Annotated in this window: 28 protein-coding genes; 22 read left to right on the plus strand and 6 right to left on the minus strand. The window is 68.6% G+C overall.

Annotated features, from left to right (window positions below; translation table 11 throughout):
• The 3 genes from AOZ49_RS12375 to AOZ49_RS12385 all read right to left on the minus strand — a co-directional run.
• On the minus strand, positions 1-1038 hold a 1038-nt coding region (locus AOZ49_RS12375), incomplete at its 3' end, for a WG repeat-containing protein (RefSeq protein ID WP_197286726.1).
• A 184-nt stretch (positions 1039-1222) separates the two neighbouring features.
• Positions 1223-1786 carry an RNA polymerase sigma factor gene (locus AOZ49_RS12380; RefSeq protein WP_054429178.1) on the minus strand — a complete coding sequence of 188 codons (564 nt, stop codon included), beginning with the start codon at positions 1784-1786 and terminating at the stop codon, positions 1223-1225.
• Positions 1787-2076: 290 nt separating this feature from the next.
• Entirely contained in the window at positions 2077-2715 is a 639-nt protein-coding gene (locus AOZ49_RS12385; RefSeq protein ID WP_054429177.1) for a response regulator, read from the minus strand.
• Between the two features lie 66 nt (positions 2716-2781).
• Here AOZ49_RS12385 and AOZ49_RS12390 point away from each other — a divergent pair, with 66 nt between their 5' ends.
• Together AOZ49_RS12390 and AOZ49_RS12395 are read left to right on the plus strand one after the other, a co-directional pair.
• Positions 2782-4188, plus strand: coding sequence for a sensor histidine kinase (locus tag AOZ49_RS12390; RefSeq protein ID WP_054429176.1), 1407 nt, complete (start codon positions 2782-2784; stop codon positions 4186-4188).
• Between the two features lie 85 nt (positions 4189-4273).
• Positions 4274-5533, plus strand: a complete 1260-nt coding sequence (locus AOZ49_RS12395; protein ID WP_369815797.1) for an MFS transporter — start codon at positions 4274-4276, stop codon at positions 5531-5533.
• Between the two features lie 36 nt (positions 5534-5569).
• Here the strand turns inward: AOZ49_RS12395 and AOZ49_RS12400 are convergent, their stop codons facing one another.
• A complete protein-coding gene (locus AOZ49_RS12400; RefSeq protein ID WP_054475641.1) occupies positions 5570-5950 on the minus strand; it encodes a cupin domain-containing protein in 381 nt (126 codons plus the stop codon).
• Between the two features lie 84 nt (positions 5951-6034).
• On the opposite strand from AOZ49_RS12400, the gene AOZ49_RS12405 reads away from it, so the two are divergent.
• The 4 genes from AOZ49_RS12405 (at position 6035) to AOZ49_RS12420 (ending at position 8991) form a co-directional block, all read left to right on the plus strand.
• Positions 6035-6553 carry an SRPBCC family protein gene (locus AOZ49_RS12405; RefSeq protein WP_054475643.1) on the plus strand — a complete coding sequence of 173 codons (519 nt, stop codon included), beginning with the start codon at positions 6035-6037 and terminating at the stop codon, positions 6551-6553.
• Between the two features lie 49 nt (positions 6554-6602).
• The gene (locus AOZ49_RS12410) at positions 6603-6842 is read left to right on the plus strand and encodes an Arm DNA-binding domain-containing protein (protein ID WP_054429173.1); all 240 of its coding nucleotides are present in this window, start codon (positions 6603-6605) and stop codon (positions 6840-6842) included.
• Positions 6839-7387, plus strand: a complete 549-nt coding sequence (locus AOZ49_RS12415) for an ureidoglycolate lyase (RefSeq protein WP_054429172.1) — start codon at positions 6839-6841, stop codon at positions 7385-7387. Before AOZ49_RS12410 ends, AOZ49_RS12415 begins: the two co-directional genes overlap by 4 nt.
• A 182-nt stretch (positions 7388-7569) precedes the next feature.
• A complete protein-coding gene (locus AOZ49_RS12420; protein WP_054429171.1) occupies positions 7570-8991 on the plus strand; it encodes a DUF1254 domain-containing protein in 1422 nt (473 codons plus the stop codon).
• A gap of 86 nt (positions 8992-9077) precedes the next feature.
• Here the strand turns inward: AOZ49_RS12420 and AOZ49_RS12425 are convergent, their stop codons facing one another.
• On the minus strand, positions 9078-9779 hold the full coding sequence (locus tag AOZ49_RS12425; protein WP_082380423.1) for an XRE family transcriptional regulator: 702 nt from the start codon (positions 9777-9779) through the stop codon (positions 9078-9080).
• A 177-nt stretch (positions 9780-9956) separates the two neighbouring features.
• On the opposite strand from AOZ49_RS12425, the gene AOZ49_RS12430 reads away from it, so the two are divergent.
• The 16 genes from AOZ49_RS12430 (at position 9957) to AOZ49_RS12495 (ending at position 24342) form a co-directional block, all read left to right on the plus strand.
• A complete protein-coding gene (locus tag AOZ49_RS12430; protein WP_231689918.1) occupies positions 9957-10643 on the plus strand; it encodes a hypothetical protein in 687 nt (228 codons plus the stop codon).
• Between the two features lie 151 nt (positions 10644-10794).
• A complete protein-coding gene (locus AOZ49_RS12435; protein WP_025138221.1) occupies positions 10795-11262 on the plus strand; it encodes a phage tail tube protein in 468 nt (155 codons plus the stop codon).
• A gap of 5 nt (positions 11263-11267) precedes the next feature.
• Complete coding sequence (locus AOZ49_RS12440; RefSeq protein WP_054475644.1) at positions 11268-11741, plus strand: phage tail assembly chaperone; 474 nt, start codon at positions 11268-11270, stop codon at positions 11739-11741.
• A 41-nt stretch (positions 11742-11782) separates the two neighbouring features.
• Positions 11783-12031 carry a phage tail assembly protein T gene (locus tag AOZ49_RS12445; protein ID WP_231689917.1) on the plus strand — a complete coding sequence of 83 codons (249 nt, stop codon included), beginning with the start codon at positions 11783-11785 and terminating at the stop codon, positions 12029-12031.
• 57 nt (positions 12032-12088) lie between these two features.
• Complete coding sequence (locus tag AOZ49_RS12450; protein ID WP_054475647.1) at positions 12089-13375, plus strand: phage tail tape measure protein; 1287 nt, start codon at positions 12089-12091, stop codon at positions 13373-13375.
• A gap of 2 nt (positions 13376-13377) precedes the next feature.
• Positions 13378-13716, plus strand: coding sequence for a phage tail protein (locus tag AOZ49_RS12455; protein WP_054475743.1), 339 nt, complete (start codon positions 13378-13380; stop codon positions 13714-13716).
• Positions 13717-13720: 4 nt separating this feature from the next.
• A complete protein-coding gene (locus AOZ49_RS33490) occupies positions 13721-14845 on the plus strand; it encodes a pyocin knob domain-containing protein (RefSeq protein ID WP_231690325.1) in 1125 nt (374 codons plus the stop codon).
• 688 nt (positions 14846-15533) lie between these two features.
• Complete coding sequence (locus AOZ49_RS33835; protein WP_255353687.1) at positions 15534-16364, plus strand: tail fiber domain-containing protein; 831 nt, start codon at positions 15534-15536, stop codon at positions 16362-16364.
• A 2-nt stretch (positions 16365-16366) separates the two neighbouring features.
• Positions 16367-17095, plus strand: coding sequence for a phage minor tail protein L (locus AOZ49_RS12465; protein WP_054429164.1), 729 nt, complete (start codon positions 16367-16369; stop codon positions 17093-17095).
• A gap of 2 nt (positions 17096-17097) precedes the next feature.
• A complete protein-coding gene (locus tag AOZ49_RS12470) occupies positions 17098-17877 on the plus strand; it encodes a C40 family peptidase (protein WP_054429163.1) in 780 nt (259 codons plus the stop codon).
• Positions 17874-18479: a tail assembly protein gene (locus tag AOZ49_RS12475; protein ID WP_054429162.1), complete on the plus strand. Its 606-nt coding sequence runs from the start codon at positions 17874-17876 to the stop codon at positions 18477-18479. Before AOZ49_RS12470 ends, AOZ49_RS12475 begins: the two co-directional genes overlap by 4 nt.
• Entirely contained in the window at positions 18476-22105 is a 3630-nt protein-coding gene (locus tag AOZ49_RS12480; protein WP_231690326.1) for a TipJ family phage tail tip protein, read from the plus strand. The genes AOZ49_RS12475 and AOZ49_RS12480 overlap by 4 nt, the downstream gene beginning before the upstream one ends.
• A 5-nt stretch (positions 22106-22110) precedes the next feature.
• Positions 22111-22482 carry a hypothetical protein gene (locus AOZ49_RS32510; RefSeq protein WP_156333440.1) on the plus strand — a complete coding sequence of 124 codons (372 nt, stop codon included), beginning with the start codon at positions 22111-22113 and terminating at the stop codon, positions 22480-22482.
• A complete protein-coding gene (locus AOZ49_RS12485; RefSeq protein WP_054429161.1) occupies positions 22463-22696 on the plus strand; it encodes a hypothetical protein in 234 nt (77 codons plus the stop codon). Before AOZ49_RS32510 ends, AOZ49_RS12485 begins: the two co-directional genes overlap by 20 nt.
• Positions 22693-23289, plus strand: a complete 597-nt coding sequence (locus AOZ49_RS12490; RefSeq protein ID WP_054429160.1) for a tail assembly protein — start codon at positions 22693-22695, stop codon at positions 23287-23289. The genes AOZ49_RS12485 and AOZ49_RS12490 overlap by 4 nt, the downstream gene beginning before the upstream one ends.
• 123 nt (positions 23290-23412) lie before the next feature.
• Positions 23413-24342, plus strand: a complete 930-nt coding sequence (locus tag AOZ49_RS12495) for a LysR family transcriptional regulator (RefSeq protein WP_054475651.1) — start codon at positions 23413-23415, stop codon at positions 24340-24342.
• A gap of 3 nt (positions 24343-24345) precedes the next feature.
• On the opposite strand, the gene AOZ49_RS12500 is transcribed toward AOZ49_RS12495, so the two are convergent.
• Positions 24346-25164 carry an SDR family oxidoreductase gene (locus tag AOZ49_RS12500; RefSeq protein WP_082380425.1) on the minus strand — a complete coding sequence of 273 codons (819 nt, stop codon included), beginning with the start codon at positions 25162-25164 and terminating at the stop codon, positions 24346-24348.
• Positions 25165-25189 lie beyond the last annotated feature (25 nt).

The raw sequence follows: 25189 nt of genomic DNA on the forward strand, positions 1-25189 counted from the left end.
GACACGGCCGAAGGCGGCCGGCGTCACCACGATATTGCCGCCGGGGGCGATCATCACGACCGCGTCGACGTCCGTCAGCACCTTCCAGCCGCCGCTTTCCTCCACGCCCACGTAGGGGTTGGTGAAGGTGCGCATCGGCCGCAGGTCGGCATCCAGCAGCACGTACCGCGCCGTGTCGCGGGGCTTGACCAGCCACAGGCCCGCGCCGGGCTGGGCCACGCTTTCATAGCGGCCCGCCGTCAGCGGCGTGCCGTCCGGCCGCACGAACATCCAGGACTGCTCGCGGTGCACGGCCAGCGTGTCGCCGTCGCGCAGCGGCGGCTGGTCCGAGCCCAGCACGTCGGGCGCGATGGCCCATTTGCCGTTGGCATCCAGCAGGCCCCAGAGGCCGCCGTAGCGGTTGCTGCGGCGCTGCGCCGGCAGCGTGTCGGCCACCGGCCGCTCCAGCCGCATTACGTCGGTCGGCAGCGTCAGGGCGCGGCCGGTCGCGGTATTGAACAGGCGCGGCGCTTGCGGCACTTCCATTGCCGCCAGCTTCTGGCCGGGTTCGAACCCCCACGACCGCGTGCCCAGCTCGAAGGTCTTGACGACCTGGCCCTGGCGATTGATGAGCACGTCGCGCTCATCGTCCTCGACTAGCGCGGTGCCCGCGGCGTTGAAGCCCGAGGCGCGCGCGAAGCGCGGCTTGATCACCCAGGCGCCGCGCGTATCGATGTAGCCCCACAGGCCGTCCTGCTGTACGGCGGCCAGGCCGTTCTGGAACGACTCGGCGTCCTGGTAGGCCGGCGTGATGACCATCTGGCCCTGCTTGTCGATGTAGCCCCAGGTGCCGGCGGCGTCGCTCGCCTTGCCGGTCAGCACCGCAGCCAGGCCTTCGGCGTAGTCGCGGTTGCACGACACGTCCGGGGTGATGGCGTAGGTGCGGCCGACGCAATCGTATTGCCAGTCGGCGAACGCCTCGTCCGCCTGGGCGCCGGCATGAAGACCGGCCAGCGCCACAGCCAGCGCCAGCGGCCGCAGTGTGAGGGCGCGCCTCATGGCGCGACCCGCGCGGCGGCGGACGAAGGTGCAATCAGGGGGATCGAGCGTAGCCGGACGTGCCGCATGGTGGTGATGCCTGCCAAAGGGGAACGAAGGCAGCACTGTAACCAGCAGTAGCAAGCAAAGAAACGACAAATGTAACGATAGAAAACGAACCGTTAACAACGCGCCCGCGGGCGGCTCAATCGTCGAGCCAGGCGCCCTGTTGGCGCATGCGCGAACGCAGCAGCGACCGCGCCCGCGACAGGCGGCTGCGCACCGTGCCGATCGGCAGATTCAGCTGCGCCGCGGCCTCTTCGTAGGACAGGCCGTCGGCGCAGATCATCATCAGCACCTCGCCCAGGTCGGGCGGCATGGCGGCCAGCGACCGCTCCAGGATGCGCAGCGTCTGCAGCAGTTCGGTGCGCGCGGCCGGGTCCGAACGGCGGTCATGTTCCTCGACCAGGGCGTCCTCGCTCACGAACGCATAGCGCCGTTCGGGCGCGCGCGACAGGTGATTGCGGATGAGGTTGCGGGCGATGCCGAACAGCCAGGTCGACGGCTTGCTCTCGCCCCGGAAGCGGTCAAAGCTCGACGACATCTCGACGAAGGCCTGCTGCGTGATCTCGTCGGCGTCGGAGCTGTTGCCCACCTGGCGCAGCACGAAGCGTCGCAGGCGCTCGGACTCTTCGCGCACCAGCTGGCTGACCGGGTCGGCCAGCGGGGAGGAGGGAATGGCGGCGGACGAACAGGAGGCAGGGGGCATGGTGGCGGTGCTGCGGGTCGTGGACGGGGACGCCCGCAGCGCCGCGGCGGGCGCCTGGCGCGGGCGCGCACGTGTCCTGCGCGGCCCGGGCGGGTCCGCGCGGAAAGTGGCGTGGGGGAGTGCGGTGCAGCCCCGCGATCTCCCATGGCCCTGTCGGAAAGAGAAAGCGGATGCTGCGAAACCAGTCTACGTTTGGAAGATTCGGTAGCAAATACGGCGCGTGCCGTATTTTGGCCAGCGCCGCGCGGCCGCGGTCAGGCAGGCGTCGCGCGGATCAAGCGCCGCGCGGATCAGGCGCTGGGCAGGCCCAGGCGCACCGCGTAGGCCACCAGTTCGGCGGTGCTGTGCAGCGCGAGCTTGCGCATCAGGTTCTCGCGATGCTTGCGCGCGGTCAGCGGGCTGATGTGCAGGGCCGCGCCGATCTGCGCGGCGGTGGCGCCCTGCGCGGCCAGCGCCAGCACCTGCTGCTCGCGCCGCGTCAGGGTCTCGGCCGGCGCCGGCGCGTGGGTGGGCCGGGGTTGCGCCGGGCGGCCGGCCTGGCCGTCGTGCAATCGCTGGATCGCGGCCATCAGTTCGCGCGAGCTGCCGGTCTTGGCCAGGTATTCGTCGGCGCCGGCCTCCAGGATGGCCTGGCGGCTGCGGGCGTCGGTATTGGCGGTCAGCACCATGATGTGCAGGGCGGGATGGCGTTCGCGCAGCGCGCGCACCCAGCCCGAGCCCGCCACGCCGGGCATGCCCAGGTCCAGCACCAGCACGTCGGCGCCATGCGCGGCCAGCAGCGCCAGCACCTGCTCGCCGGTGGCCGCTTCGTCGATCGAGCCGATCATCGCGCCCGCCTGGCTCAGCACCATTTTCAGGCCCTCGCGCACGATGCCGTGGTCGTCGGCCAGCAGGATGCGCAGCAGGGGAGGCGGGGAGGTCGGGGTCATGAGGGCGGTGAGGGCGCCGCGGCTTGTGTCAGAATGATGCACCATTATAGGGACCGATCCAGGCGCATGACCGCCCCTGCCGCGCTATCCCCGCCCCAGCCACCGGGCACCGCCGCCGCGCACGCGGCCCCCGTCGCCGACGCCATCGCGACCGAGCTGGCCACGCTGCTCTACAAGCAATCGTATGGCGTCCTGTTCGCCAATTTCGTCGTCGCGCTGCCGGTGCTCTACGTCATGCGCGAGGCCGCGCCCGCCGGGGTGCTGGCGGCGTGGATCGGCGCCGTCTATCTGCTGACGCTGGCGCGCGTGCTCGTCTGCCGCCGGTTCCTGCGGCGCGCGGCCGGGCCGGTGCGGCCCTGGGTGCGCGGCTTCTGCCTGCTGTCATGGACCTCGGGCCTGTTGTGGGGGCTGGCCGGGTTGCTGGCGGTGATGTCGGGGCAGGACCTGTTGCTGGCGTTCGGCTGCGTGATGCTGGCCGGCATGTGCAGCGGCGCGGTGCCGTCGCTGTCGGCCTATCCGCCCGCCTACGTCGGCTCGGCGCTGGGCATGGTGGCGCCGTTCATCGCCGCCTGCCTGGCGGCGGCCGACGGGCTGCACCTGGTGTACGCGGCCTTCGGCGTCTGCCTGCTGGCGGTGAACCTGTACTTCAGCGCGGTCACCTATCGCAGCCTCAGGACCACGGTGGCGCTGCGCTTCGAGAACAGCGCCCTGATCCGCAGCCTGGAACACGAGCGCGACCGCGTGGCCGCGGCCGACCGCGCCAAGACCCGCTTCCTGGCCGCCGCCGGGCACGACCTGCGCCAGCCGGTGCACGCGCTCGGCATGTTCACCGACATCCTGGCCAGCCGCGCCGAGCAGGGCAGCGTCACGCCACAGGACGCGTTGCATGTGGCGCGGCGCCAGCAGGGCGTGCTCGACGGGCTGAACCGCCTGCTGGACGGCCTGCTGGACGTGTCGCGCCTGGACGCGCACCTGGTGCGCACCGAGCGCCGCGCCGTCGCGCTCGACGCCCTGTTCGACGACATCCGGCTGGACTACGAACCGCAGGCGCGGGCGCGCGGCCTGCGCCTGGTGGTGGCGCCGACCTCGCTGGCGCTGCAGACCGATCCGGCATTGCTGCGCCGCATCCTCGACAACCTGCTGGGCAATGCCCTGTCGTACACGCCGGCCGGCTGGGTGCTGCTGTCGGCGCGCCGGCGGCGGGGCGGCGTGCTGATCCAGGTCTGGGACACCGGCGCGGGCATCGCGCCCGACCTGCAGGAAACCGTCTTCACCGAGTTCACGCGCGGCGCCGGCGCGCCGGCCGCGTCGCAGGGGAACGAGGGGCTGGGCCTGGGGCTGGCCATCGTGCGCCGCCTGGCGGATCTGCTGCAGGGCGACATCGCGCTGCGCTCGGTGACGGGCAAGGGCTCGGTGTTCTCGTTGTGGCTGCCGGCTGGCATTCCCGGCGCGCATGCAGCCGGCGAAAAATAATCAGTTGAAGCGGGGCCGAAGCGCCCCTGTAATAGCATCATCCATCCATCCGCACGGGATCGACGTCCCACGCCCGAGGTTCGCCATGTCCGTCGCCGCATCGTCCGTCGCTTCTTCGCCCGGTCCCGCCGCCGCGCCCCGCAACCTGTGGCTCATGGTGCTGGCGGGCGGCATCGTCATGGGCCTGGCGCTGGGCGTGCGCCACGTGCAGGGCCTGTTCCTGCTGCCGGTCACCATGGACCGGGGCTGGTCGCGTGAAACCTTCGCCATGGCGCTGGCGGTGCAGAACCTGACCTGGGGCGTGGTGCAGCCGTTCACCGGCATGATCGCCGACCGCTTCGGCTCGGCCAAGGTCATCCTGGGCGGACTGGTGTTCTACGCCTTGGGCCTGGCGGGCATGGCGCATGCCGCCACGCCCGCGGCCTTCATGTGGACCGCCGGCATCTGCATCGGCATTGCGCTATCCGGCACGGCGTTCGCCGTCATCTACGGCGCGCTCAGCCGCCTGGTGCCGCCCGAGCGGCGCGGCTGGGCGCTGGGCGTGGCCGGCGCCGTCGGCGGGCTGGGGCAGTTCACCATGGTGCCGGCGGCGCAGTGGCTGATCGGCGGCACGGGCTGGGTCGGCGCGCTGATGATCTTCGCGGCGGTGCTGGCGGTGGTGATGCCGCTGGCCTGGCCATTGAAAGAGACGTCGCGGCGGGCTGCTGGCGCCGCGGCGGCGCCCGAGCAGCCATTGGGCGCGGCGATCCGCGAGGCCTTCGCGCAGCCCGGCTTCTGGCTGCTGAACCTGGGTTTCCTGGCCTGTGGCTTCCAGCTGGCCTTCATCGGCACGCACCTGCCGGCCTACCTGATGGACAAGGGCCTGCGGGCGGCGGACGCGGTCGCGGCGCTGGCCATCATCGCGCTCGCCAATGTCGCCGGCACCTACGTCTGCGGCATCCTGGGCGCGCACCATCGCCGCAAATACCTGCTGGCCGGCATCTACCTGCTGCGCACCGCCGCGATGGCGCTGTTTTTCCTGCTGCCGCTGTCGCCCGCGTCGGTGTACGTGTTCGCCGCGGTCATGGGCTTCGTCTGGCTGGGCACGGTGCCGCTGACCAACGGCCTGATCTCGCAGGTGTTCGGCGTGCGCTACATCACCACGCTGTTCGGCTTCGTCTTCTTCGGCCACCAGGTGGGTTCGTTCCTTGGCGTCTGGCTGGGCGGCGTGGTGTACGAGGCGACCCATTCGTACGACCTGATCTGGATCGGCGCGATGGCGCTGGGCGTGCTGTCGGCGGCGCTGCACTGGCCCATCGACGACCGCGAGCTGCCGCGCATCCGCGCCGCCGCAGCCGCCGGCTGAACCGCGCGCAGGCGTCGTCACGCCGCCTGCGCTTCGTCAGACCGGCCGGTGTTGCGTGCCCGCGCCCATGGTGATGTGCAGGATGCGACAGGACTCCACCACCTTGAGCGTATGCCAGGCGCCGCGCGGCACCACGCAGGCGTCGCCCGCCCGCAGCCGGACGACCTGTATGCCGGCAGGGCCGTCCAGATGCAGGTCGGCCGCGCCGGCCATCAGGCGCACGATCTCGTCGGCTTGCGGATGCATCTCCCATTGCGGCCAGTCGCGGGCGCAGGGGTATTCCGACACCAGCCAGCCGTGGCCGTATCGTTCCAGGTCCTCATGCGGCCGCGACCAGAAGGCGTCGCCGCCCGCGAGCGGGGTGGCGTGGCCGGCGGCGTCAAGGAAGACGTACTGCGATGACAGGTCGGTGGGCATGGCGGTCTCCAGAGCGGGGGTAATAGGCGTTATAACAGTGCCGAAGGCCGTCTCGACGGCGCGCCATCGTCGCCAGGAGTCCGCATGCAGATCGAATCCCGTTGGTTGTTCCCGTGCGAGCCGCAGCACATCTGGCCGCACTTCCTGCATGCGCGCATGGACGACAGCCGGCCGTTGCTGTTCCGCCTCGGCGTGCCCAAGCCGATCAGCTGCAAAGTGCTCGAAGGCGCGGCCGCCGTGGGCCATACGCGCCAGTGCACCACCGACCGCGGCACCATCGACCAGCGCATCCTGATCCTGCAGCCCGGCGAGCGCCTGCGCTACCAGATGCAGCGCAGCACGGTCTGGTGCGCCGACTGGGTCGGGACGCTGGTCGACACCTTCGAATTGCGGCCGCTGCCGGGGCAAGGCACCGAGGTGCGCCGGACCACGCAGTTCGAGGCCGCCGGCCGCTGGCGCTGGGCCAAGCGCCTCGGCCTGTGGGCGGGGCTGCGCCAGGCCCATGCCTACGCCAGCCGCAACTGGCGCAGGCTGGCGCTGGCCAGCCAGGCCGCGCAGGCGCGCGGTGGCGAAGCGGCTGGAATACTCGAAAAACTGCGATAATCCGGGTCTTTCCAGGGGGCGCCGGCTCGCATCCGGCGTAGGTGTCGGCATGAACAAGGGATTCGACGGCGTCCGGCCGGCATCCGAATCGTCCATCGAGATCGGTTTCTTCTACCAGGGCCGCCATTGCGTGGAGCGCATCCGCGTCAAGCCGACCGCCGCCAACCTCAAGCGCGCCGCCGAACGGCGCACCGCCATCCTGGCGGCGATCGCGCGCGGCGATTTCGACTACGCCGCCGAATTTCCCAAGCGCACCGCTGCCGCCCCATCCGCCAAGGACGAGACATGACCCGCGTTGCCGCATTGCCCATCTACGACCTGACCGCCGATGCCTTCGCATCCTATGGCTGGATGCTCGGCAAGCCAATCCCGCAGGGCAATGGCGTGCCGCTGTTCAGCAACGACGCCACCGACTTCTGGCAGGAACATGTCTTCAACACCGGCGCGGGCGGCGACGCCGAGGTGCTGTGGGTCAACTACCGCAGCGCCTCGCCCGATGTCGCCAGCCTGGAGAAGCACCTGCTGACGCAGCAGGCGATCGTGCCGCTGACCGGCGTCATCATCCAGGTGGTGGCCCGCAGCGCGGCCGATGGCAGCCCCGACCTGGACACGCTGGCGGCGTTTCGCGTCGATCCCGGGCAAGGCGTCTGCATGCGTCCCGGCTGTTGGCACGCCACGCGCGTGGCCGACGCGGAAGTCACCTGCCTGATGCTGACGCGCCGCTCGACCACGCTCGACCTGATCCAGCACCTGACCACCGATGCTTGCGCCAGCGAAAGCGCGATCACGTCGATCCCGCCGCGGCAACTGGAAGCCCCGCATTTGCCGGACTGAATTACGCAGACCGCGTGGCGTCCCGGGCGCCATGCGGCCATCGGGCTTGCGTGAAGTCGTCCTGTCATCGCCACGCGCTTTCACCGGCGTGGTGAAATGTGCCAGAATTTGAGCGACTGTTTTTTGTCGCGACGCTGCCGCCACCCGGGCGTTGCCAACGGCTTGCCCTGCTGGAGCATGGAATGCGCATACGCCTCGCTGGCGTTGGATCGACCCGCTATGTTCGCGGCCTGCTTGTCCTGACGTTGTGCACCGGCGCGGCCGGCTGCAGTTTCACCTCGCCCGACGCGGCGACGGGGGCGCAGTACGTCGGCATCGACGGCGTGTCGGCGCCCGAGGCGCGCCGCATCGCCAAGGAAGCCTATGTCTACGGCTATCCCATGGTGGCCAGCTACCAGGCCATGTATGCCGCCAGCATCGATCGGGGCAATCCCCACTACCGCGGGCCGTTCAACACCCTCGGCCGCGCCGAGCCGGCGCCGGACGACGCGCCGCAGTTTTCCGCCGTGCTGGACCTGCGCGCCGAGCCCGTCGTCGTCAGCGTGCCGCCGATGGAGGCCAGGCGCTACCACGCGTTGCGGCTGACCGACCTGTATGGCTTCAACTTCGCCTATCTCGGCAGCCGCGCCACGGGCAATGGCGGCGGCAGGTATCTGGTGGCCGGGCCGCGCTGGAACGGCGCCGCGCCCACGGGCATCGCCACGGTGATCCGCGCCGAGACCGAGCTGGTGAGCCTCGCGGGGCGCATCCAGCGCTTCTCGTCCTCGGACCAGGCCAACGTCAAGCGCATCGAGGACGGTTACCGCATCCAGCCGCTCTCGGCCTACCTGAAGAAGCCGCCGCCCGCGCCGGCCACGATCGAGTGGCTGGCGCCCGAATCGCCCGCGCAGATGCGCACCTCGCTCGAGTTCTACAACCAGCTTGGATTCCTGCTGCAGTTCGCGCCGGTGGCGCACAGCGAGAAGTCGCTGCGCAAGCGGCTGGACAGCATGCGCATCCGGCCCGGCGCGCCGGCGGTCGCGGAGGGCAGCAATCCGCGCCTGCGCCAGGTCATGCAGGAAGGCATGCACGACGGCCAGAACGAGATCGACAAACGCCGCCTGGCGCTGGACGGCAAGGCCGACACGCTGTTCGGCGACCGCCGCACGCTCGGCAACGACTATCTGGCGCGCGCCACTGGCGCGCAGGTCGGCCTGGGCACGGACAGCCGCGAAGAATCGATCACCACGGTGCTGGCCACCGACGCCGCGGGCCAGCCGCTGGACGGCGCCCAGCCGTATACGTTGCGGTTCGCGCCGCGCGCCTTGCCGCCGGTCAATGCGTTCTGGTCGGTGACGCTGCAGCGTCCGGCCGGGGCCGCGCAGGCGCCCCAGGCCGCCCGGCGCACGCTGGTGGATTCGTCGATGCTGCCCGCGCTCAAGCGCGATCGCGACGGCGGACTGACGCTGCACATCCAGCCCCAGACGCCCGGCAAGGGCGGCGAGGCCAACTGGCTGCCGGCGCCGGCGGGGCCGTTCACGATCACGCTGCGCTATTACTGGCCCAAGCCGGCCTTGCTGGACGGCAGCTGGCAATCGCCGCAGCCGCAGCGCGTCGGGCTTTGACGCACCGGCCCTGACAGTGGCGCGCGAGGCCGCGTCCGCCTGGCCGGCGCGCGCGTCGGCAAGCGGTCTGACGCCGTGGCGCGGCGTCAGAGGTCTTCGCTGCGCCAGACCTTCAACACACGTCCGAAAATCTGCAGATCCATGTCTTCGGTGATGTCCCAGGCATCATATTTGGTGTTCTCGGACTTGGCGCGGATCAGCAGGCCCTGGGCGCTGGGAATGCGCTGCAGGCGCTTGATGAAGCCCTCGTTGCCGACACGAAAGAAAAACACGCCGTCGACTTCCGCCTTGACCACGCCGAGGTCAACCAGCAGCGGATCGCCCGGGTTGTACATGGGCCGCATGCTGTCGCCGAAACCCGTCACCACGCAAAGGTTGGCGGCCGCGGTGTAGTGGCGCAGGTTCTTGTGCAGCCATTCCTGGCTGACGCGCAGGCTCTGGATCACGCCGGGCTGGTCGCGCAGTTCGACGCCCGCGCCCATGGCGCCGCCGGTATCGAAGCGGGGGATGCGCAGATCATCGCCCGCGCCGTGGTCCACCCGCGGCGGTTCGCCGCCGCCGGCATCGGCCAGCACGACGTCCGGCGGATACTGCGCCGACTCGTCCAGCAATTGTTCGAGTGACAGCCCCAATCCCGCCGCCAGGCGAGCCGCGTATTTGGAACGTTCGCTGTCGCGCCCCTCGAGCGCGGCGATGGTGCCCACGCCCACGCCGGTGCGCGCTTCCAGCTGTTCCAGGGTGAGACCGAGAGCGGCGCGATAGCGCCTGATTTGTTTTCCGAGAGCCATGGTGTCAACGCTAAACAGTTGTGGAAAATTGTGCAACAACAAGTGTTGAAAACGGGATTATACATTTGTAGAATCTTACTCATGGATTACCCAAAACGTGTGCTGTTATCAGACGGAAGCGTGGGTAGCGTATCGCTACCAAAGGGCTTCTCTCCCTCATCCATCCGGACCGCCGCAATGGCGATCCGCAACACCGGCGCCCGGGCGGCGCCACCTCGGCAGCGTCCGCCAGCGACGGACACCGGCATCGAACTCAATGGCAAGGAGCGGCAAATGAATCAGGCAGGAAACATGGCATTGCAGGCCCCGCAGGGCTGGGTCGCGGCGGCATCGCAGGCGGGCGCCGCCATCGCGCGTTCCTTTGTGTCGCGGCCGGCGGAGCGGGCCGGTTGGCAGCAGGCGGCGCAGGGCCGCAACCAGAAGGGGCAGAACATGACGCGGGAAGAGTCGGATCAGGTCGAAGCGCTGATCATGGAGTGGTACCACTGGAGCCGGGGCTACCGGCCCAAGCTGGGCGTCGGCCGGGTCTCGGCGTTCGCGCGCGGCATGACGGCCGACGAGGCCTACGACGACGAAGACGTCGATGCCCGCCTGGCCGCCGCGCGCGGCGAGCAGACCGAGTTGTGTATCGACGAGCTGCCGTGGCAGCAGCGCTCCGCGATCGGCGTGCATGCCGGCAACCGGGCGGCCGGCGCTCGCGTTTTCAGCAACCCGCGCCTGACGCCCGAGCAGCAGCACGCCGCCTACCAGGAAGCCAAGGTCGCCCTGTTGCCGGCATTGCGCCGGCGCGGGCTGGTGACGGCGCCGCAAGTGCGACACGCCGATCGCGCAAAGGCTTGCGGCGCGGGCGCCACATCCGCATAATTGAGTCGTCGGGCCAAGTTGCGCCCGAAGAAAATCTGAACGTACCGACCAAGCCCCTCGGCAATTGCCGCGGGGCTTTTTCATGGCCGCTCCGGATCTCCGGAAACGCCTTTGTTGCCCGCCTCTGGCGGGCTTTTTTTTGGAGTCTGCAATGGCAGGTACTACCGTTTCGCAATTCGTTCAAACCCAGGGCACCCAGCTGGAAGTGTCGACCACGGCCACCGAGGACCTGGGCACCGCCGGCCTGACCTACGCCGATCTGGCCATCACCATCAAGGACCCGAACTTCCAGGGCGGCCAGACCACCGAGATCGACGTCACCGTGCTCAAGTCCACCGCCAAGGAATACGCCCTGGGCCTGGACGACAGCGGCACCTTCAGCATGGCCGGCAACTGGAAGGCTGGCGATCCCGCCCAGAAGGCGCTGGTGGCCGCGCGCAGCGACAAGAAGACCCGCGCCTTCCGCGTGACCTTCGCCGACGGCGCCAAGTTCGAATTCCTCGGCCTGGTGACGCAATACCAGTGGCAAGGCCAGCTGGACAACGTCGTGTCCGCCACGTTCAACGTGCGCGTCACCGGCGCCGTCAAGCTGACCGACGCGCCCGCCAACGGGGGCTGAGCGCCATGACGGACACGTCGATCAATTCCTCTGCTCGCGCCGCGGGCCTGCGCGGCCTGGCGGTCGACCCGCTGGCCGGCTTCGCCCACGAAACCCTGACCGTGCCGCAATGGCAGGACGCGCGCGTCATCGTGCGCGCGCCCAGCGCCGGCGACCATCTGTTCCATATCCGCGCGATCTGGGCGGCGGCGGGCGTGGTGCCGGGCGAGGACAACGAGGTGGTGCGCGCCAAGCTGGACGCGCCGGGCGTGGACTACACCCGCGCCTCGGCCAGCCTGCTGGTGCGCACGCTGTTCGAGCAGACCGAACAGGGGCCGCGCCGCGTCTTCGACGACGAAGACGTCGACGTCGTGGCCGCGGCCTACGGGCTGGCGCACGCCAAGCTGGTGGCCAAGGCGATCGAGCTGGGCAACCTCGGGGAGGGGGCGCAGGAGCGCGCAAAAAAGCCCTCCAGGAAACGCCAGACCTCCGTTTCCTGATGGTCCTGGCGCTTCGACTGGGGCGCACGCTGGGCGAGTTGATGGACACCATCGACACCCATGAAGTGTCGCTGTGGCGCGAATGGGACCGGACGTCTCCGCTGGGAGACGACCGGGCCGATGTGCTCGCCGCCAGCCTGGCCGCCACGGTGGCGCGGGCGGCGGGGGCCAAGGTGCGCGCCACCGACATGCTGGTGCGCTGGGGCGCGCAAGACGAGGAACCTCCCGCCGAAGCGGGGGCGGACGCGTTGAAGGCGTTCCTGATGTCGAAGATCAAGAAGGGGTCTTGACGACGTGTCCGGCCCGCGCGAGCGGGCCGGAGGCGGATCTATGTGAGGTATAGGACCATGGCAAACAACAACAACGCCGCGAACATCGCGGCGGAAACCTCGGCGCTCAGACAGAACACCGCCGAGCTCAATCGCAATGCGGCGGCCCGGCGGGCGTGGGAGAGCGCCGTTGCGCGGGCCGCGACCGTGTGCCAGAAAAGCAACGACACCACCGACAAGGGCACCGACGGCAAGAAAAAGTCGACGGACGCGCTGAACAAGCATGCCCAGGCGATCCGGTCCGAGGCGGTCGAGCAGGCGCTGGCGGAAATGAAAAAGACCGGCGCGATGCTGGGCCGGACATCCGAAACCGCGAAGATGGAGTACGAAACCGAAGCCGGCCGGTTCGCGGGCGAGAGTCCCAGCGACAAGTACAGCCTGACGACCGCTGCGTGGGATCTCGACAGGCTGCGCGACCAGACGAAGATGCGCGCCTATATCGAGAATCTCGCGGATCCCGATGCGGAATCCAGACGCGAGAAGACCCAGAAGCAGGGTGCGCTCGATGGCGCGCTGCGAGATGGCACGCTCAGCCAGGACAAGTACGACAAGGAGCGGCGCAATCTCGGACTCGTCGAGAAGGACGGCGACTTCATGGCGAAGGTGAACGACAAGCTGCTCGAATCGGCGCGCAACGGCGCGGGCAAGATCCAGGACATTCTGGGCACCAAGATGTATGACTTCGTCTCCGAGAAATTCGACAAGATGGGGCTGTCGTTCCTGGACAACGTGGCCAAGATGGTGACATCGGCCGCCTCCGCCCAGCTCATGGAGACGTTGCTGGGCAAGGAATTCATGTCGGGTTCGGGCGGCCTGGGCGGCTGGATCGGCCAGGCGGGGGGCTTCATTGCAGGGCTGTTCGGCTCGGGTGGCGCCAGCAGCGCCAGCAGCGCCATCGTGCCGTCGGTGGCCCAGGCGTTTCCCGTCCAGTTCGCCAAAGGCGGCGCCTTCACCAACGGCATGACCGCCAGCCCCGTCGCCTTCCCCATGGGCGTCATGGGCGAAGCCGGCCCCGAGGCCATCATGCCGCTGCATCGCGGCGCCGACGGCTCGCTCGGCATCCGCGCCGCTTTCCCGAATGTGGGCGGCGACACGGGTCAGGCCGCGGGCGGCGTGTCCGTCAACGTCTATGTGCAGGACGGCAACGTCAGTTCCTCGAGCGAATCGGGCGAGGGCGGCTGGCAGCAGTTCGGCCAGCAGATAGGCGAATACGTCACCCAGCTGGTCGACCGCCGCATGACGCAATCGTATCGCCAGGGCGGCCTGGCCTGGCAAGCCAACAACAACCGTTTAGCGGGGGCATGATCATGGCAATCGAAACCTTCACCTGGTCGCCGCGCGTCAATCCGCAAGGGCGGACCAAGTTTCGCGTGCTGACCGCGCAGTTCGGCGATGGCTACAGCCAGACCGCGGCCGACGGCATCAACAACAAAGTGGCCTCGTGGCCGCTGCAGTTCTCCGGCTCGGGAGCGCAGGTCGGGCCGATCGTGGCGTTCCTGGACCGGCACCAGGGGTATCGGAACTTCCAGTGGCAACCGCCGCTGGGCGAGCCAGGCTACTACACCGCGACGGATTACGACCTGACCGCGATGGGCGGCGAGATGTACTCGCTGGCCGTGACCTTCCAACAAGTCTTCAGGCCCTGACACCATGGCAACCCTACAAGCGATCAATGTCGGCAAGACCGACAACGACCAGGCGGGCGATCCGCTGCGCGTGGCCATGCAGAAGGTGAACGCGAACTTCGCCGACGTGCAGTCCGGACTGGCTGGCCTGTGGAACGCGTCGGCGCTTGGCGCGACGGTGGACCTGAACACGCTGACGAACCCCGGACGCTATCACCAGGGCACCAACGCCAACGCGTTGACGGGCAGCAATTATCCGATCGCGAACGCCGGCCTGCTGGAAGTGGCGGCTTCCGCGGACGGCCTGTTCGTGTACCAGGAATACACCCAGTACCGGTCGGGCGCCTATTCGCGTCGTTTCTGGCGCTCGTTCTATGGCGGCATCTGGGCCGCCTGGCAGGAGCTGCCGGCGCTGTCGCAGAAAGGGGCCGCCAATGGCCTGGCCACGCTGGACGCGAATGGCAAGGTTCCCGTGGCGCAGATCCCGAGCGCGTTCGCGGCCGTCCTGCCGACGACCGCGCACGACCTGGACGACTACGCCACGCCGGGTTCGTTCTATCAGTCCACCATCGCCGGGGCCACGGCGGGCGCCCATTATCCGGTGGCCAACGTCGGCTTCCTTGAAGTCACGGCCACCGGCACGCCGGTGGCGCAGGTCTACACCACCCGCACCAATGTCGCGGCCGCCATGCAGCGCTTCTGGCGCGTGCGGGTGTCGGCCACCACCTGGTCCGCCTGGAAGGAACTGACCGACGTCTCGACCGTGGTGTCCTATGCCGGTTCGATGGCAGCCGCGCAGGATCTGAACGGCTATACGCAACGGGGACTGTGGGCCGTCGCCACGTCGGCGATCGCGGCCGGGGGGCAGCAATTTCCCGATCGGACAGTCGGGCTACCTGCTGGTCATGTCGGCCTCGCCCCAGGGCGGCGCCAGCGTCACCTCCGGCGTGTGCCAGGTGTACTACGCCGGCAATGGCAACAAGGTCTACAACCGGTCGCTGATCACCGGCACCTGGTCGTCCTGGGTGGCCAGCGTCGATTCGGCGCAGCTGGCGGCGCCGGGCGGCATTGCCACGCTGGACGCCGGCGGCAAGGTGCCGCAGGCGCAGATCCCGGGCGTCAACGCGCGGCCGCTGGGCGCCGCGGATGACCTGGATACCTATGCCACGCCGGGCGACTATAGCCAGAACACCAATGCGGCCGCGGCGGCCGGAGCGAACTATCCCGCGCCGCTGGCGGGCCTGCTGTCGGTGAAATTCGGCACCGGCAGCAACAACGCGGTGTACCAGGAGTACACCACCTATACGCTGGCCAATCCGCGCAAATTCATCCGCAACCGCTTCCAGAGCGCCGGCGTCGCCACCTGGGGCGCCTGGTTCGAGCAGGCTCGCGCCGATCAGGCCATGACGCATGTCTACCTGACCGCCGCGACGGACGCCAACACGCTGATCGCCGACAACACGTTCTACACCTGGGTCGGCGCCACGCCCATGTCGGCCGGATCGAACTGGCCGCCCAGCGCCGCCGTCAATGCCGGCTACATGAATGTCTATTGGCTGTCGGCGGGCATCGTGTGCCAGGAAATGTCGGTGCTCTTCACCGGTCAGAAGCCGCGCCGGTATGTGCGCCACGGCAACACCACCAACGGCAGCTGGCAACCGTGGCGCGCCGTGGGCAGCTGGAGCAATGCGCTGCAGATGCCGACCGCGGATTGCGGCGACATCTACGTCGACGGCGCGGGCTGGCACCGCTGGAATGGCACGGCCTACGCGAAATACGATCCGAACGTGGCGCAGGACCTGGCGTTCGATTCCGCAACCTGGAAAGTCCGGGGCGCAATGGGTTTCGGGCCCAATGCGGGCGGGGTCTTCCAGAGCCTGTCGGGGGCCGGCAACCTGAATGTCGCACCCGGCACCACCGCCGCGGGTAGCCGCGTGAATGTGTGGCAGGACAGCGGCGCCAACGCCAGCGTGCTGTCCCTGCAGTGCTTTCCGTCGGGCTCGTACATCACCAGCGGCAGAACCGGGACGGGCGCCTACCAGCCGCTGATCTTCGAAGTCATCGGCTATGACTGCGGGCGCATCAACACCGCCGCCACCTGGGTCCTGGGCGCGGAATACAACCGTAATTACCTGGTGCGGCAGGCCATCAACTTCGAGGGTGGCGGCAGCCGCTTCGGCACGCTGTACAGCCCGCAGGCGGACCACACGTCGCCCATCGTATTCACCAACGCCGCCGGCGGGCTGGTGGGCACCATCCAGACCTCGCCGTCGGCAACCTCGTACAACACCACGTCGGACTACCGGGTGAAGTACGACATCGAGGACATGGACGGCGCCTGGGCCTTGCGGTCCGTGCTGCGCATGCGGCCACGCACGTTCCGGATGGTGATGGATGACAGCGCGCAGGATGGCTTCATCGCGCATGAACTGCAGGAAGTGGCGCCGCTGGCCGTGTCGGGCGAAAAGGACGCGGTCATGACCGATGTCCACGGCGCCGCGCCACGCATGAAGTTGCAAGGCGTCGACAGCTCCAAGCTGGTCGCGCGCATGGTCTGCGCCATGCAGGAAATGCACCGGCGTATCGAGGAACTGACCAGGCAGGTCGAGCGCCTGCGTGGCGAGGCCGGCGAGTCCGGGCAACCGCCACGGCAGGCCGGGGAGGAATAGCAATGGGTATTTATTCAGACGTTCAAAAGCTGGAAGTCGGCGCGTTGGTCGAGCTGTTCGAGCTGGATGCGACGGCCATCGGCGGCCAGGTCCTGCGTTTCCATGGCTACACGCAAGTGGGCGCCATCTGGTGGCAGGGGCAGCAGTACGATCCGTGGGCCATCCGCGCCGAAGGGTTCGAACTGGTGGGAGAGGGGCAGCAGCCCTCGCCGACGCTGTCCGTGGGCAATATCGGGCAGGACGACAAGGGTAAGCCGGTGGTGGGCGTGATCTCGGCGCTCTGCGTCCACCTGGATGATCTGGTGGGCGCGCGCGTGGTGGTGCGCCGCACGCTCGGGAAGTATCTGGATGCGGTCAATTTCCCGCAGGGCAATCCCACCGCCGACCCGCAGGAAGAGTTGCCGCAGGAAGTCTGGCTGGTGCAGCAAAAGACCGCCGAGACCGCCGAGGTGGTGGAATTCTCGCTGTCCAGCGCGCTGGATTTCAATGGCCAGAAGCTGCCCGACCGGCCGATCATCGCCGGCGTGTGCTCGTGGCTGCGCAAGGGCGGCTATCGCGGCCCCTACTGCGGTTACACCGGCAGCCGCATGTTCGACCTGGATGGCAAGCCGGTCAGCGATCCGACGCTGGACCGCTGTTCGGGCCTGATGTCCGACTGCAAGAAGCGCTTCGGCGAGTACGAAGTCATCAACTTCGGCGGTTTTCCATCCGCCGACCTGGTCAGGGGATAGGCATGCTCAAACGCACGATGCAGGCCATCCGCGACCATGGCGTGGCGACGTATCCGCAGGAATGCTGCGGCCTGGTGGTCAAGGCGGGCCGACGCGAATGGTATGTGCCGTGCCGCAACACCGCCGCCAGCGAAGAGCACTTCGTCATGTCGGCGCAGGACTACGCGGCGGCCGAGGAAAGCGGCCGGATCACGGCCGTGGTGCACTCGCACCCGGACGCGACGGCGCTGCCCAGCGAAGCCGATCGGGTGGCCTGCGAGGCGTCCGGCCTGCCCTGGTACATCGTCGCCGTGGCCAAGGACCTGGACGGCAGGATCAAGGCTGGCGAGATCCGCGGCTTCACGCCGGAGGGCTTCCAGGCGCCGCTATTGGGGCGCCAGTTCGCGCACGGCGTGCTCGATTGCTATTCGCTGGTGCGCGACTGGTATGCGCGCGAACGCGGCATCAAGCTGCCGGACTTTCCGCGCGAGGATGGCTGGTGGGAACCTGGCCGCGCCGGCGACCTGTATATGGATCACTACGCCGAGGCGGGCTTTCGCCCGCTGCAGCCGCATGAAGCGCTGGCGCCGGGCGACGTGGTGGTGATGCAGGTGCGTTCGGATCGCGCCAACCATGCCGGCGTGTTTCTCGGCGCGCAGCCGTTGGGCGAGGCGCCGGACCTGTTTCCGCTGCCCGACGCGATGCTGCACCACCTGTATGGGCGCGACTCCGAGCGGGTCGTGTATGGCGGATTCTGGCGCGAAGCCACCCGGGTGGTGCTGCGCCATGGAGAAAAGACATGAACGACAGGACACGAGTGGTCCGACTCTACGGCTGGCTGGGCGCGCGCTTCGGCCGTGAACACCGTCTGGCCGTGGCCAGTCCGGCCGAGGCGGTGCGGGCGCTGTGCGCCCTGTTGCCGGGCTTCGAACGCGCGCTCGCGAACAGCGAGCAACGGGGCGTGCGCTTCGCCTGCTTCGCCGGCCGCCGCAATCTGTCGGAAGACGAATTGGGGCATCCGGTGGGCGCGGACGCCATCCGCATCGCGCCGGTGCTGGCGGGCGCCAAGAACGGCGGCCTGTTCCAGACGGTGCTGGGGGCGGTGCTGATCGCCGCGGCGGCGTTCTACAGCGGCGGCCTGACGGCGGCGTTCACGGCGGGGGGCATGGTTCAGGCCACGGCCACGCTGGGCCTGTCGATGATGCTGGGCGGCGTCGCGCAGATGCTGTCGCCGCAGCAGCGGCTGCTCAGCGCCAGGGACAGGCCGGAGAACGGCGCCTCCTACAACTTCAACGGGCCCGTCAACACGACGGCACAGGGCAATCCCGTGCCGCTGCTGTACGGGGAAATGTTCGTCGGCAGCGCCACGATCTCCGCGGGCATCTATTCGGAAGACCAGGTATGAAACAACGACATCGCATCAGGAACAGGGCGCCCGCGGGCGCCTTCTCTTTTGGCGGCAAGCCGATGGCCGAGGGCCAGGGCCTTGTCGGCCACAAGGGCAAGGGCGGCGGCGGTCGCGCGCCGGTGGAATCGCCCGACAGCCTGCACAGCACCGCCTACGCGCGCGTCATCGACCTGCTGGGCGAAGGCGAGATCTACGGCCCCGTGCACGGCATGGACAACGCGCTGCGCGATGTCTACCTGAACGGCACGCCCGTGGCCAACGAGGACGGCTCGCTGAACTTCAGCGGCGCGTCGATCGACTTTCGCACCGGCACGCAGCTGCAGGAGCCGCTGCCCGGCTTTCCCGCGTCGGAAAGCACCATCGGCATCAACGCCGAGCTCAAGTCGAGCCAGCCGTGGACGCGTCTGTTCACCAACCTGCAGGCTTCCGCCGTGCGGGTCACGCTGGCGGTCGAAGGCCTGAGCCGCGCGGACACCAAGAACGGCGACATCAACGGCTACCGCGTCGAATACGTGATCGAGCTGAACACCGACGGCGCCGGCTACCAGACGGTGCTGTCGACCGCGTTCGACGGCAAGACCACCCAGCGCTATACGCGCTCGCACCGCATCGAGCTGCCGCGCGCGCGCCAGGGCTGGACCGTGCGCGTGCGCCGCGTGACGCCCAACGCCAACAGCAACACCATCTCGGACCGCACCGTGGTGGACACGGTCACCGAGATCGTCGACGCCAAGCTGCGCTATCCGATGTCGGCGCTGGTGGGCATCAAGATCGACGCGTCGCAGTTCCAGAGCATTCCCACCCGCGCGTACCACGTGCGCGGCCGCATCATCCGGGTGCCGTCCAACTATCACCCGGACCTGCGCCGCTATGACGGCGTGTGGGACGGCACCTTCAAGCTGGCCTGGACCAACAACCCGGCCTGGGTGTTCTACGACCTCATCAGCAACGACCGCTATGGCCTGGGCACGCGCGTGCCGGCGGGCTGGCTGGACAAGTGGGGCCTGTACCAGATCGGCCGCTATTGCGACGAGATGGTCGATGACGGCTTCGGCGGAAAGGAACCGCGCTTCACCTGCAACGTCTACCTGCAACAGGCGGCCGACGCCTACCGGGTGGTGCAGGACTTCGCCTCCATTTTCCGCGGCATGGCTTATTGGGCCAACGCCGCCGTGTTCGCCTCGGCCGACATGCCGGGCGATCCGGTCTACACGTTCTCGTCGGCCAACGTGGTCGATGGCCGCTTCAACTACGTCGGCTCGGCGCTGACCACGCGCTACACCGTGGCGCTGGTGTCCTGGAACGACATGTCCGAAATGGGTCGCCAGAAGGTCGAGTACGTCGAGAACCGCGAAGGCATCGCGCGCTATGGAATCCAGCAGGTGGAAGTGACCGGGTTCGGCTGCACCTCGCGCGGCCAGGCGCACCGGATCGGCAAGTGGATGCTGCTGACCTCCAACCTGGAGACGCGCTCGGTCACGTTCTCGGTCGGCCTGGATGCCTGCCGCGTGCGGCCGGGCAGCGTGATCCGCGTGGCCGACCAGCACCTGGCGGGCCGCCGCATCGGCGGCCGCATCCGTGAAGGCGAGATCAGCAAGATCACGGTCGATGCCGAACTCGGCGTGCGGCCGGGCGACCGCCTGACCGTCAACCTGCCCAACGGCCTGTCGGAAACCCGGGTGGTGGCGACGGCGGTGGGCACCGGCCTGACCGTGGACAACACCGTCTTCACCGTGGATTCGACCGAGCTGACCGCCGACCTGGTCGGCCTGCCCGGCACGGTGCTGCACATCACGGTCACCACGCCGTTCTCGCAGGCGCCGGAAGCCGAGTGCGTGTGGACGCTGGAATCCGAGGCGCTGTCGGCGCAGACGTTCCGCGTGTTGAGCGTCAAGCGCAAGCAAGGCCTGGTGGCCGAGATCGCCGCCGTGCAGCACGAACCCGGCAAGTTCGACAACGTCGACTTCGGCACGCGGCTCGATCCCAAGCCGATCACCGTCGTGCCGCCGTCGGTGCAGCCGGCCCCTGTGAACATCCGCCTGGCCTCGCGCTCGGTGATCGACCAGGGCCTGGCGCGGCACGTCGGCGTCATCAGCTGGGACGCGGCGGCCTCGGCCGTGGCCTACCAGGTGCAGTGGCGGCGCGACAATTCCGACTGGGTCGAGGCGGGCCGCACCGGCGCGCTGACGCTGGAATTGCCGGACATCCGCGCCGGCGCCTACGTGGCGCGGGTGCGGGCGATCAACGTGTCGGACATCTCGTCGGTGTGGGTCAATTCCACCGAGACGATGCTGGAAGGCGACATCGCGCCGCCGCCGGCGCTGGCGCTGTTGGCCACCAAACCCCTGGTGTTCGGCATCGACCTGCGCTGGGCCTTTCCGGAAGGGCGTTTCACCGCGCAGCGCACCGAGATCTGGTACAGCGCGTCCAACGACCGCGCCAGCGCCATCAAGCTGGGCGACTTCGCCTTCCCGCAAAGCGCCCATACCCTGATGGGCCTGGCGGCCGGCAAGCGCTTCTACTTCTGGGGCCGCATCGTCGCCCTGAACGGCGAGATCGGCGCCTGGTATCCGGGCGACCAGGGCGTGATGGGCGAATCCAGCTGGGAAGCGAGCGAAATCCTGGAATACCTGAACGGCAAGATCAGCCGCGACGAGCTGGCCCAGGAGCTGACCGGCACCATCGACGGCCTGACCACCGGCCTGGATGAGACCCGCGCCGCGATCACGGCCGAGGAGACCAAGCGGGCCGATGCCGATGGGGCGCTGTCCTCGCGCGTCGACACGGTGATGGCGACCGCCAACGGCGCCGCCGCCGGCGTGCAGGAAACGCGCAATGCGCTGGTGGACGTGGACGGTCAGCTCAAGGCCACCTGGAGCATCAAGGCCCAGGTCACGAAGGACAAGCAGATCTACGCAGCCGGCATGTCGCTGGGGGCGTACAGCCAGCCCGACGGATCGATGCAGACCTCGGTGTACTTCCTGGCCGACCGGCTGGCGCTGCTGAACCTGGCCAACGGCGCGACGACCACGCCGTTCGTGATCGATAACGGGCAGACGTTCATCAACGATGCGGTCATCGGGACGGGCAGGATCACGAATGCGATGATCCGGAGCTTGAGCGCGGAGAAGATCAACGCAGGAGTGATGAGCGCCGAGCGCATCGATGTCGGGACGATTGCCGCACAGCTTGCCAACGTGGGGCAGGCGTATATCAAGCGTGCCAACATTCACGAAGCGCAGGTGGATACGCTGTCGATCGCTGGGAATGCCGTGACGATTCCCGTGTCGTGGTCCGGGCCTGGAGCCGGGACCCTCGTCATCAATAGCAACGTAGATGGTCCTGTTGTGGTGATTGCGTACCGGTCCGGCTACAGCGGCATGGCATCCAATTTGCGCATCTATGTCAATGGCGCCTTGATGGAGGAAGCCACGGGTTCCCATTCAGCCTGGCAGAGTGGCAGCGGGGACGGGCCTCAGCCTTGGGAATATACGAGCATGCCGCTTACCGCGGTAACCGTTGGGAATGCGATACGTGGCAACAACACCATCGTCGTGAATTCATCGAGTTCCGTAAGCAATGGCGCGAAGATCCGGATCGTGGCGCTGATGGTGAAAAGGTGAGAGGAATGAATATGTACATCGCATCGTTTTACGACTCGACGGGTCGGATTGTCGGCGTCATGCGTGGACCGCGCGAAAGCGTGGAGGCGACTTCGGCGGTGACGGGAGATCCCTTTGTCGAGGGAGAGGGCAATCCCGATCTGCAATATGTTCGGGAGAAAGCCCTCGCATCACGGCCGGAATCGCCCTCCATCCTGACGCGCCACACATTGTCGGCGTTGCCTGTCCCGTGCACGATCCGGATCGGCCGTGCCGTGTACCCGTGCACCGAGGCTGAAGTCGATCTGGAGTTTGGATCTCCCGGCACATTCCAGGTCACCGTCGAAGCCTGGCCCTATCTGAACAAGGAGTTCACCGTTGAAAATCCGCCACTATGAACCCTACGCGCCGCTGCGCGCCCGCGCCTATCCCGCCATCGGCGACCAGCTCGACGCGATCATGAAGTTCGCCGCGCACCTGCAGGCGTCGGGCCAGGCGCTGCCCGACGAGGTGACGAGCTGGGTGGCGCAATGCCGCAACGTCAAGCAGCGCTACCCGAAGCCGGCCGACGCCGCGGCCGGACCGCAAGGACTGCCGGGGAGCCAGGCATGACTCAAACCCTCACCACCGTCCGCCTCTACGGCCGGCTGGGCGCGGAGTTCGGCCGGCTGCACCGGCTGGCCGTTTCCAGCACCGCCGAAGCGGTACGCGCGCTGTGCGTATTGCTGCCCGGCTTCGAAGCCCGCCTGCTCGACAGCGAATCCAGGGGCGTGCGCTACGCCTGCTTCCTCGGACGCCGCAACCTGGACGAAAGCGAATTGGCGCGGCCGGCGGGCCGTGAGGACATCCGCATCGCGCCGATGCCCACCGGCGCCAAGCGCGGCGGGCTGATGCAGGTGGTGGTGGGCGTGGCGATGATCGTCGCGTCCTTCATCCCCGGCGTCAACGTCGCGTTGTGGGCGGGCGCCAGCACCTCGCTGATGACCATGGGCCTGGCCATGACGCTGGGCGGCGTGGTGCAGTTGCTCACGCCGCAGCAACGGGCCCTGAGCGTCAAGGACGGGCCCGACAACGGCGCGTCGTACAACTTCAATGGTCCGGTCAACACCACGGCGCAGGGCAACCCCGTGCCGGTGCTGTATGGCGAGATGTTCGTGGGCAGCGCCACCATCTCGGCGGGTATCTACTCCGAAGACCAGGCGTGACGGCGATTCGCGGATGCCGGACGGTTGCCCGTCCGGTCCGCCTGCCCCTGGTGGCGTTCTCGACCTAGAATCAGGCATCGGGCGGAGCGAGCCTCCGCGCCAACAGGGGAGCCGCGATACCGCATGAAGCGCAACTTCAACATCCATGACCTGCGCATCTTCTACACCGTCGTCATGACCGGGTCCACCCGGCAGGCCGCGCAGGCCATGCACCTGACCCAGCCGGCCGTCAGTCATGCCGTGTCGCGGCTCGAACAGGCGACCGGCGTGCAGTTGTTCGACCGGTCCCACAAGACGCTGCGGCCCACCGAGGCGGGGCAGTATCTGTACGGCGAGGCCAAGTTCGTGCTGGACGAGCTGGTGCGCATCGACGAGGCGCTGCACAGCATCGAGCAGTTCGGCGGCCGCGGCCTGCGTATCGCCAGTTCGCCCGCGCTGGCCCTGTCTTATGCGCCGGACGCCGTGCGCCGCTATCTCGATGCCCACGGCACGCGGCCGTTCTCGATCGACCTGGAGTCGTCGGTGCAGGCGATCAGCGCCGTCGACACCATGCGCGCGGATTTCGGGCTGGGCGCGGTGGCGCAGGAGAATTCCCGGCTGATGTTCCGGCCGTTCCTGCGCACCGAGGTCATGGCGATCGTGCATCGCGAGCATGCCCTGGCGCGTGGCGAGGTGGTGGCGGTGGCCGACATCCGTCCCGACAGCTACGTGCAGCCCTTGTGGTCCGACTACGTCATGCCGCAGGGCGACATCGCCGAGTCGATGCAGTTGCGTTCCGGCATGCGGGCGCATATGTCGCTGCTCGCCGGCACGGTGTGCGCGGTGCGCGGCGTCAGCATGGTCAACGCGCTGTCGGCCTCCGACATCACGGCGGCCTATCCCGACCTGGTGGCGCTGCCGCTGGCCTCGCGCCAATGGTTCGATTTCGTGTTGATCGCGCGCAACGAGGCCGCCAGCCGGGAGTCAGTCGAGCACCTGCTCCAGGCCTTGCACGCGGCCGCCCGGCAGCGGCAGCAGGGCGTGTATGCGCGGACCGTCCAGCTGTTGGCGTAGGGGCTAGTCCGCGGGCGGCTGCCAGGGCAGCGATTGCAGATCGCCGTCGATGCTGATGGCCTGGCCGCTGACCATCGCCCCGAACGGGCTGGCCAGGAACAACGCCATGTTGGCGATGTCCGCCGCGCGCACGAATTGCCCCAGGCTGACGCCGGCCAGCTCCAGCCGGGTCTCCTCGGCCACCGTCACGCCCATGTTGCGGGCGCGCGCCTCGATGACCCGGTCGATGCGGGGGCCCGCCACCAGGCCGGGCAGCAGTGCGTTGACGCGGATGCCGTAGCCGCCCAGCTCGACCGCCAGCGAACGGGTCAGGCCGACCACGCCCCACTTGGTGGCGGCATAGGGCGTGCGCATCGGCACGCCCATGCGGCCGGCGACCGAGCTGATGTTGATGATGCTGCCGCCGCCCGCTTCGCGCAGCGCCGGCAGCGCGTGCCGCACGGTGTGGAACTGCGCGGCCAGGTTGATGTCCAGCGTGGCGTCCAGGTCTTGCGGGGCGATGTCGCCGATGCCGGCGGTCGGCCCGGCGATGCCGGCATTGTTCACCAGGACGTCGAGTCCGCCCAGGTGCGACAGCGCTTCGCCCATGTAGCGGTCGATCTCGTCGCGCCGGCTCACGTCGGCGCGCGACCAGGGATGCGGGCAGGCCGCCAGCGCGCGCTCGTCCACATCGCATACATGCACCCGCGCGCCACGCGCCGCGAAAGCGCCGGCGATGGCGGCGCCGATGCCGGCCGCGCCGGCCGTGACGATGACGCGTTTGCCGGCCAGGTCCACGGGCAGGGCGCCGATGTCCTCCGGGATGGGATTTTTGACAGTCATGCAGGTTCCTTGCTCATGGCGATCC

It is taken from the genome of Achromobacter sp. 2789STDY5608615 (assembly GCF_001298995.1).
Taxonomy (GTDB): domain Bacteria; phylum Pseudomonadota; class Gammaproteobacteria; order Burkholderiales; family Burkholderiaceae_B; genus Achromobacter; species Achromobacter insuavis.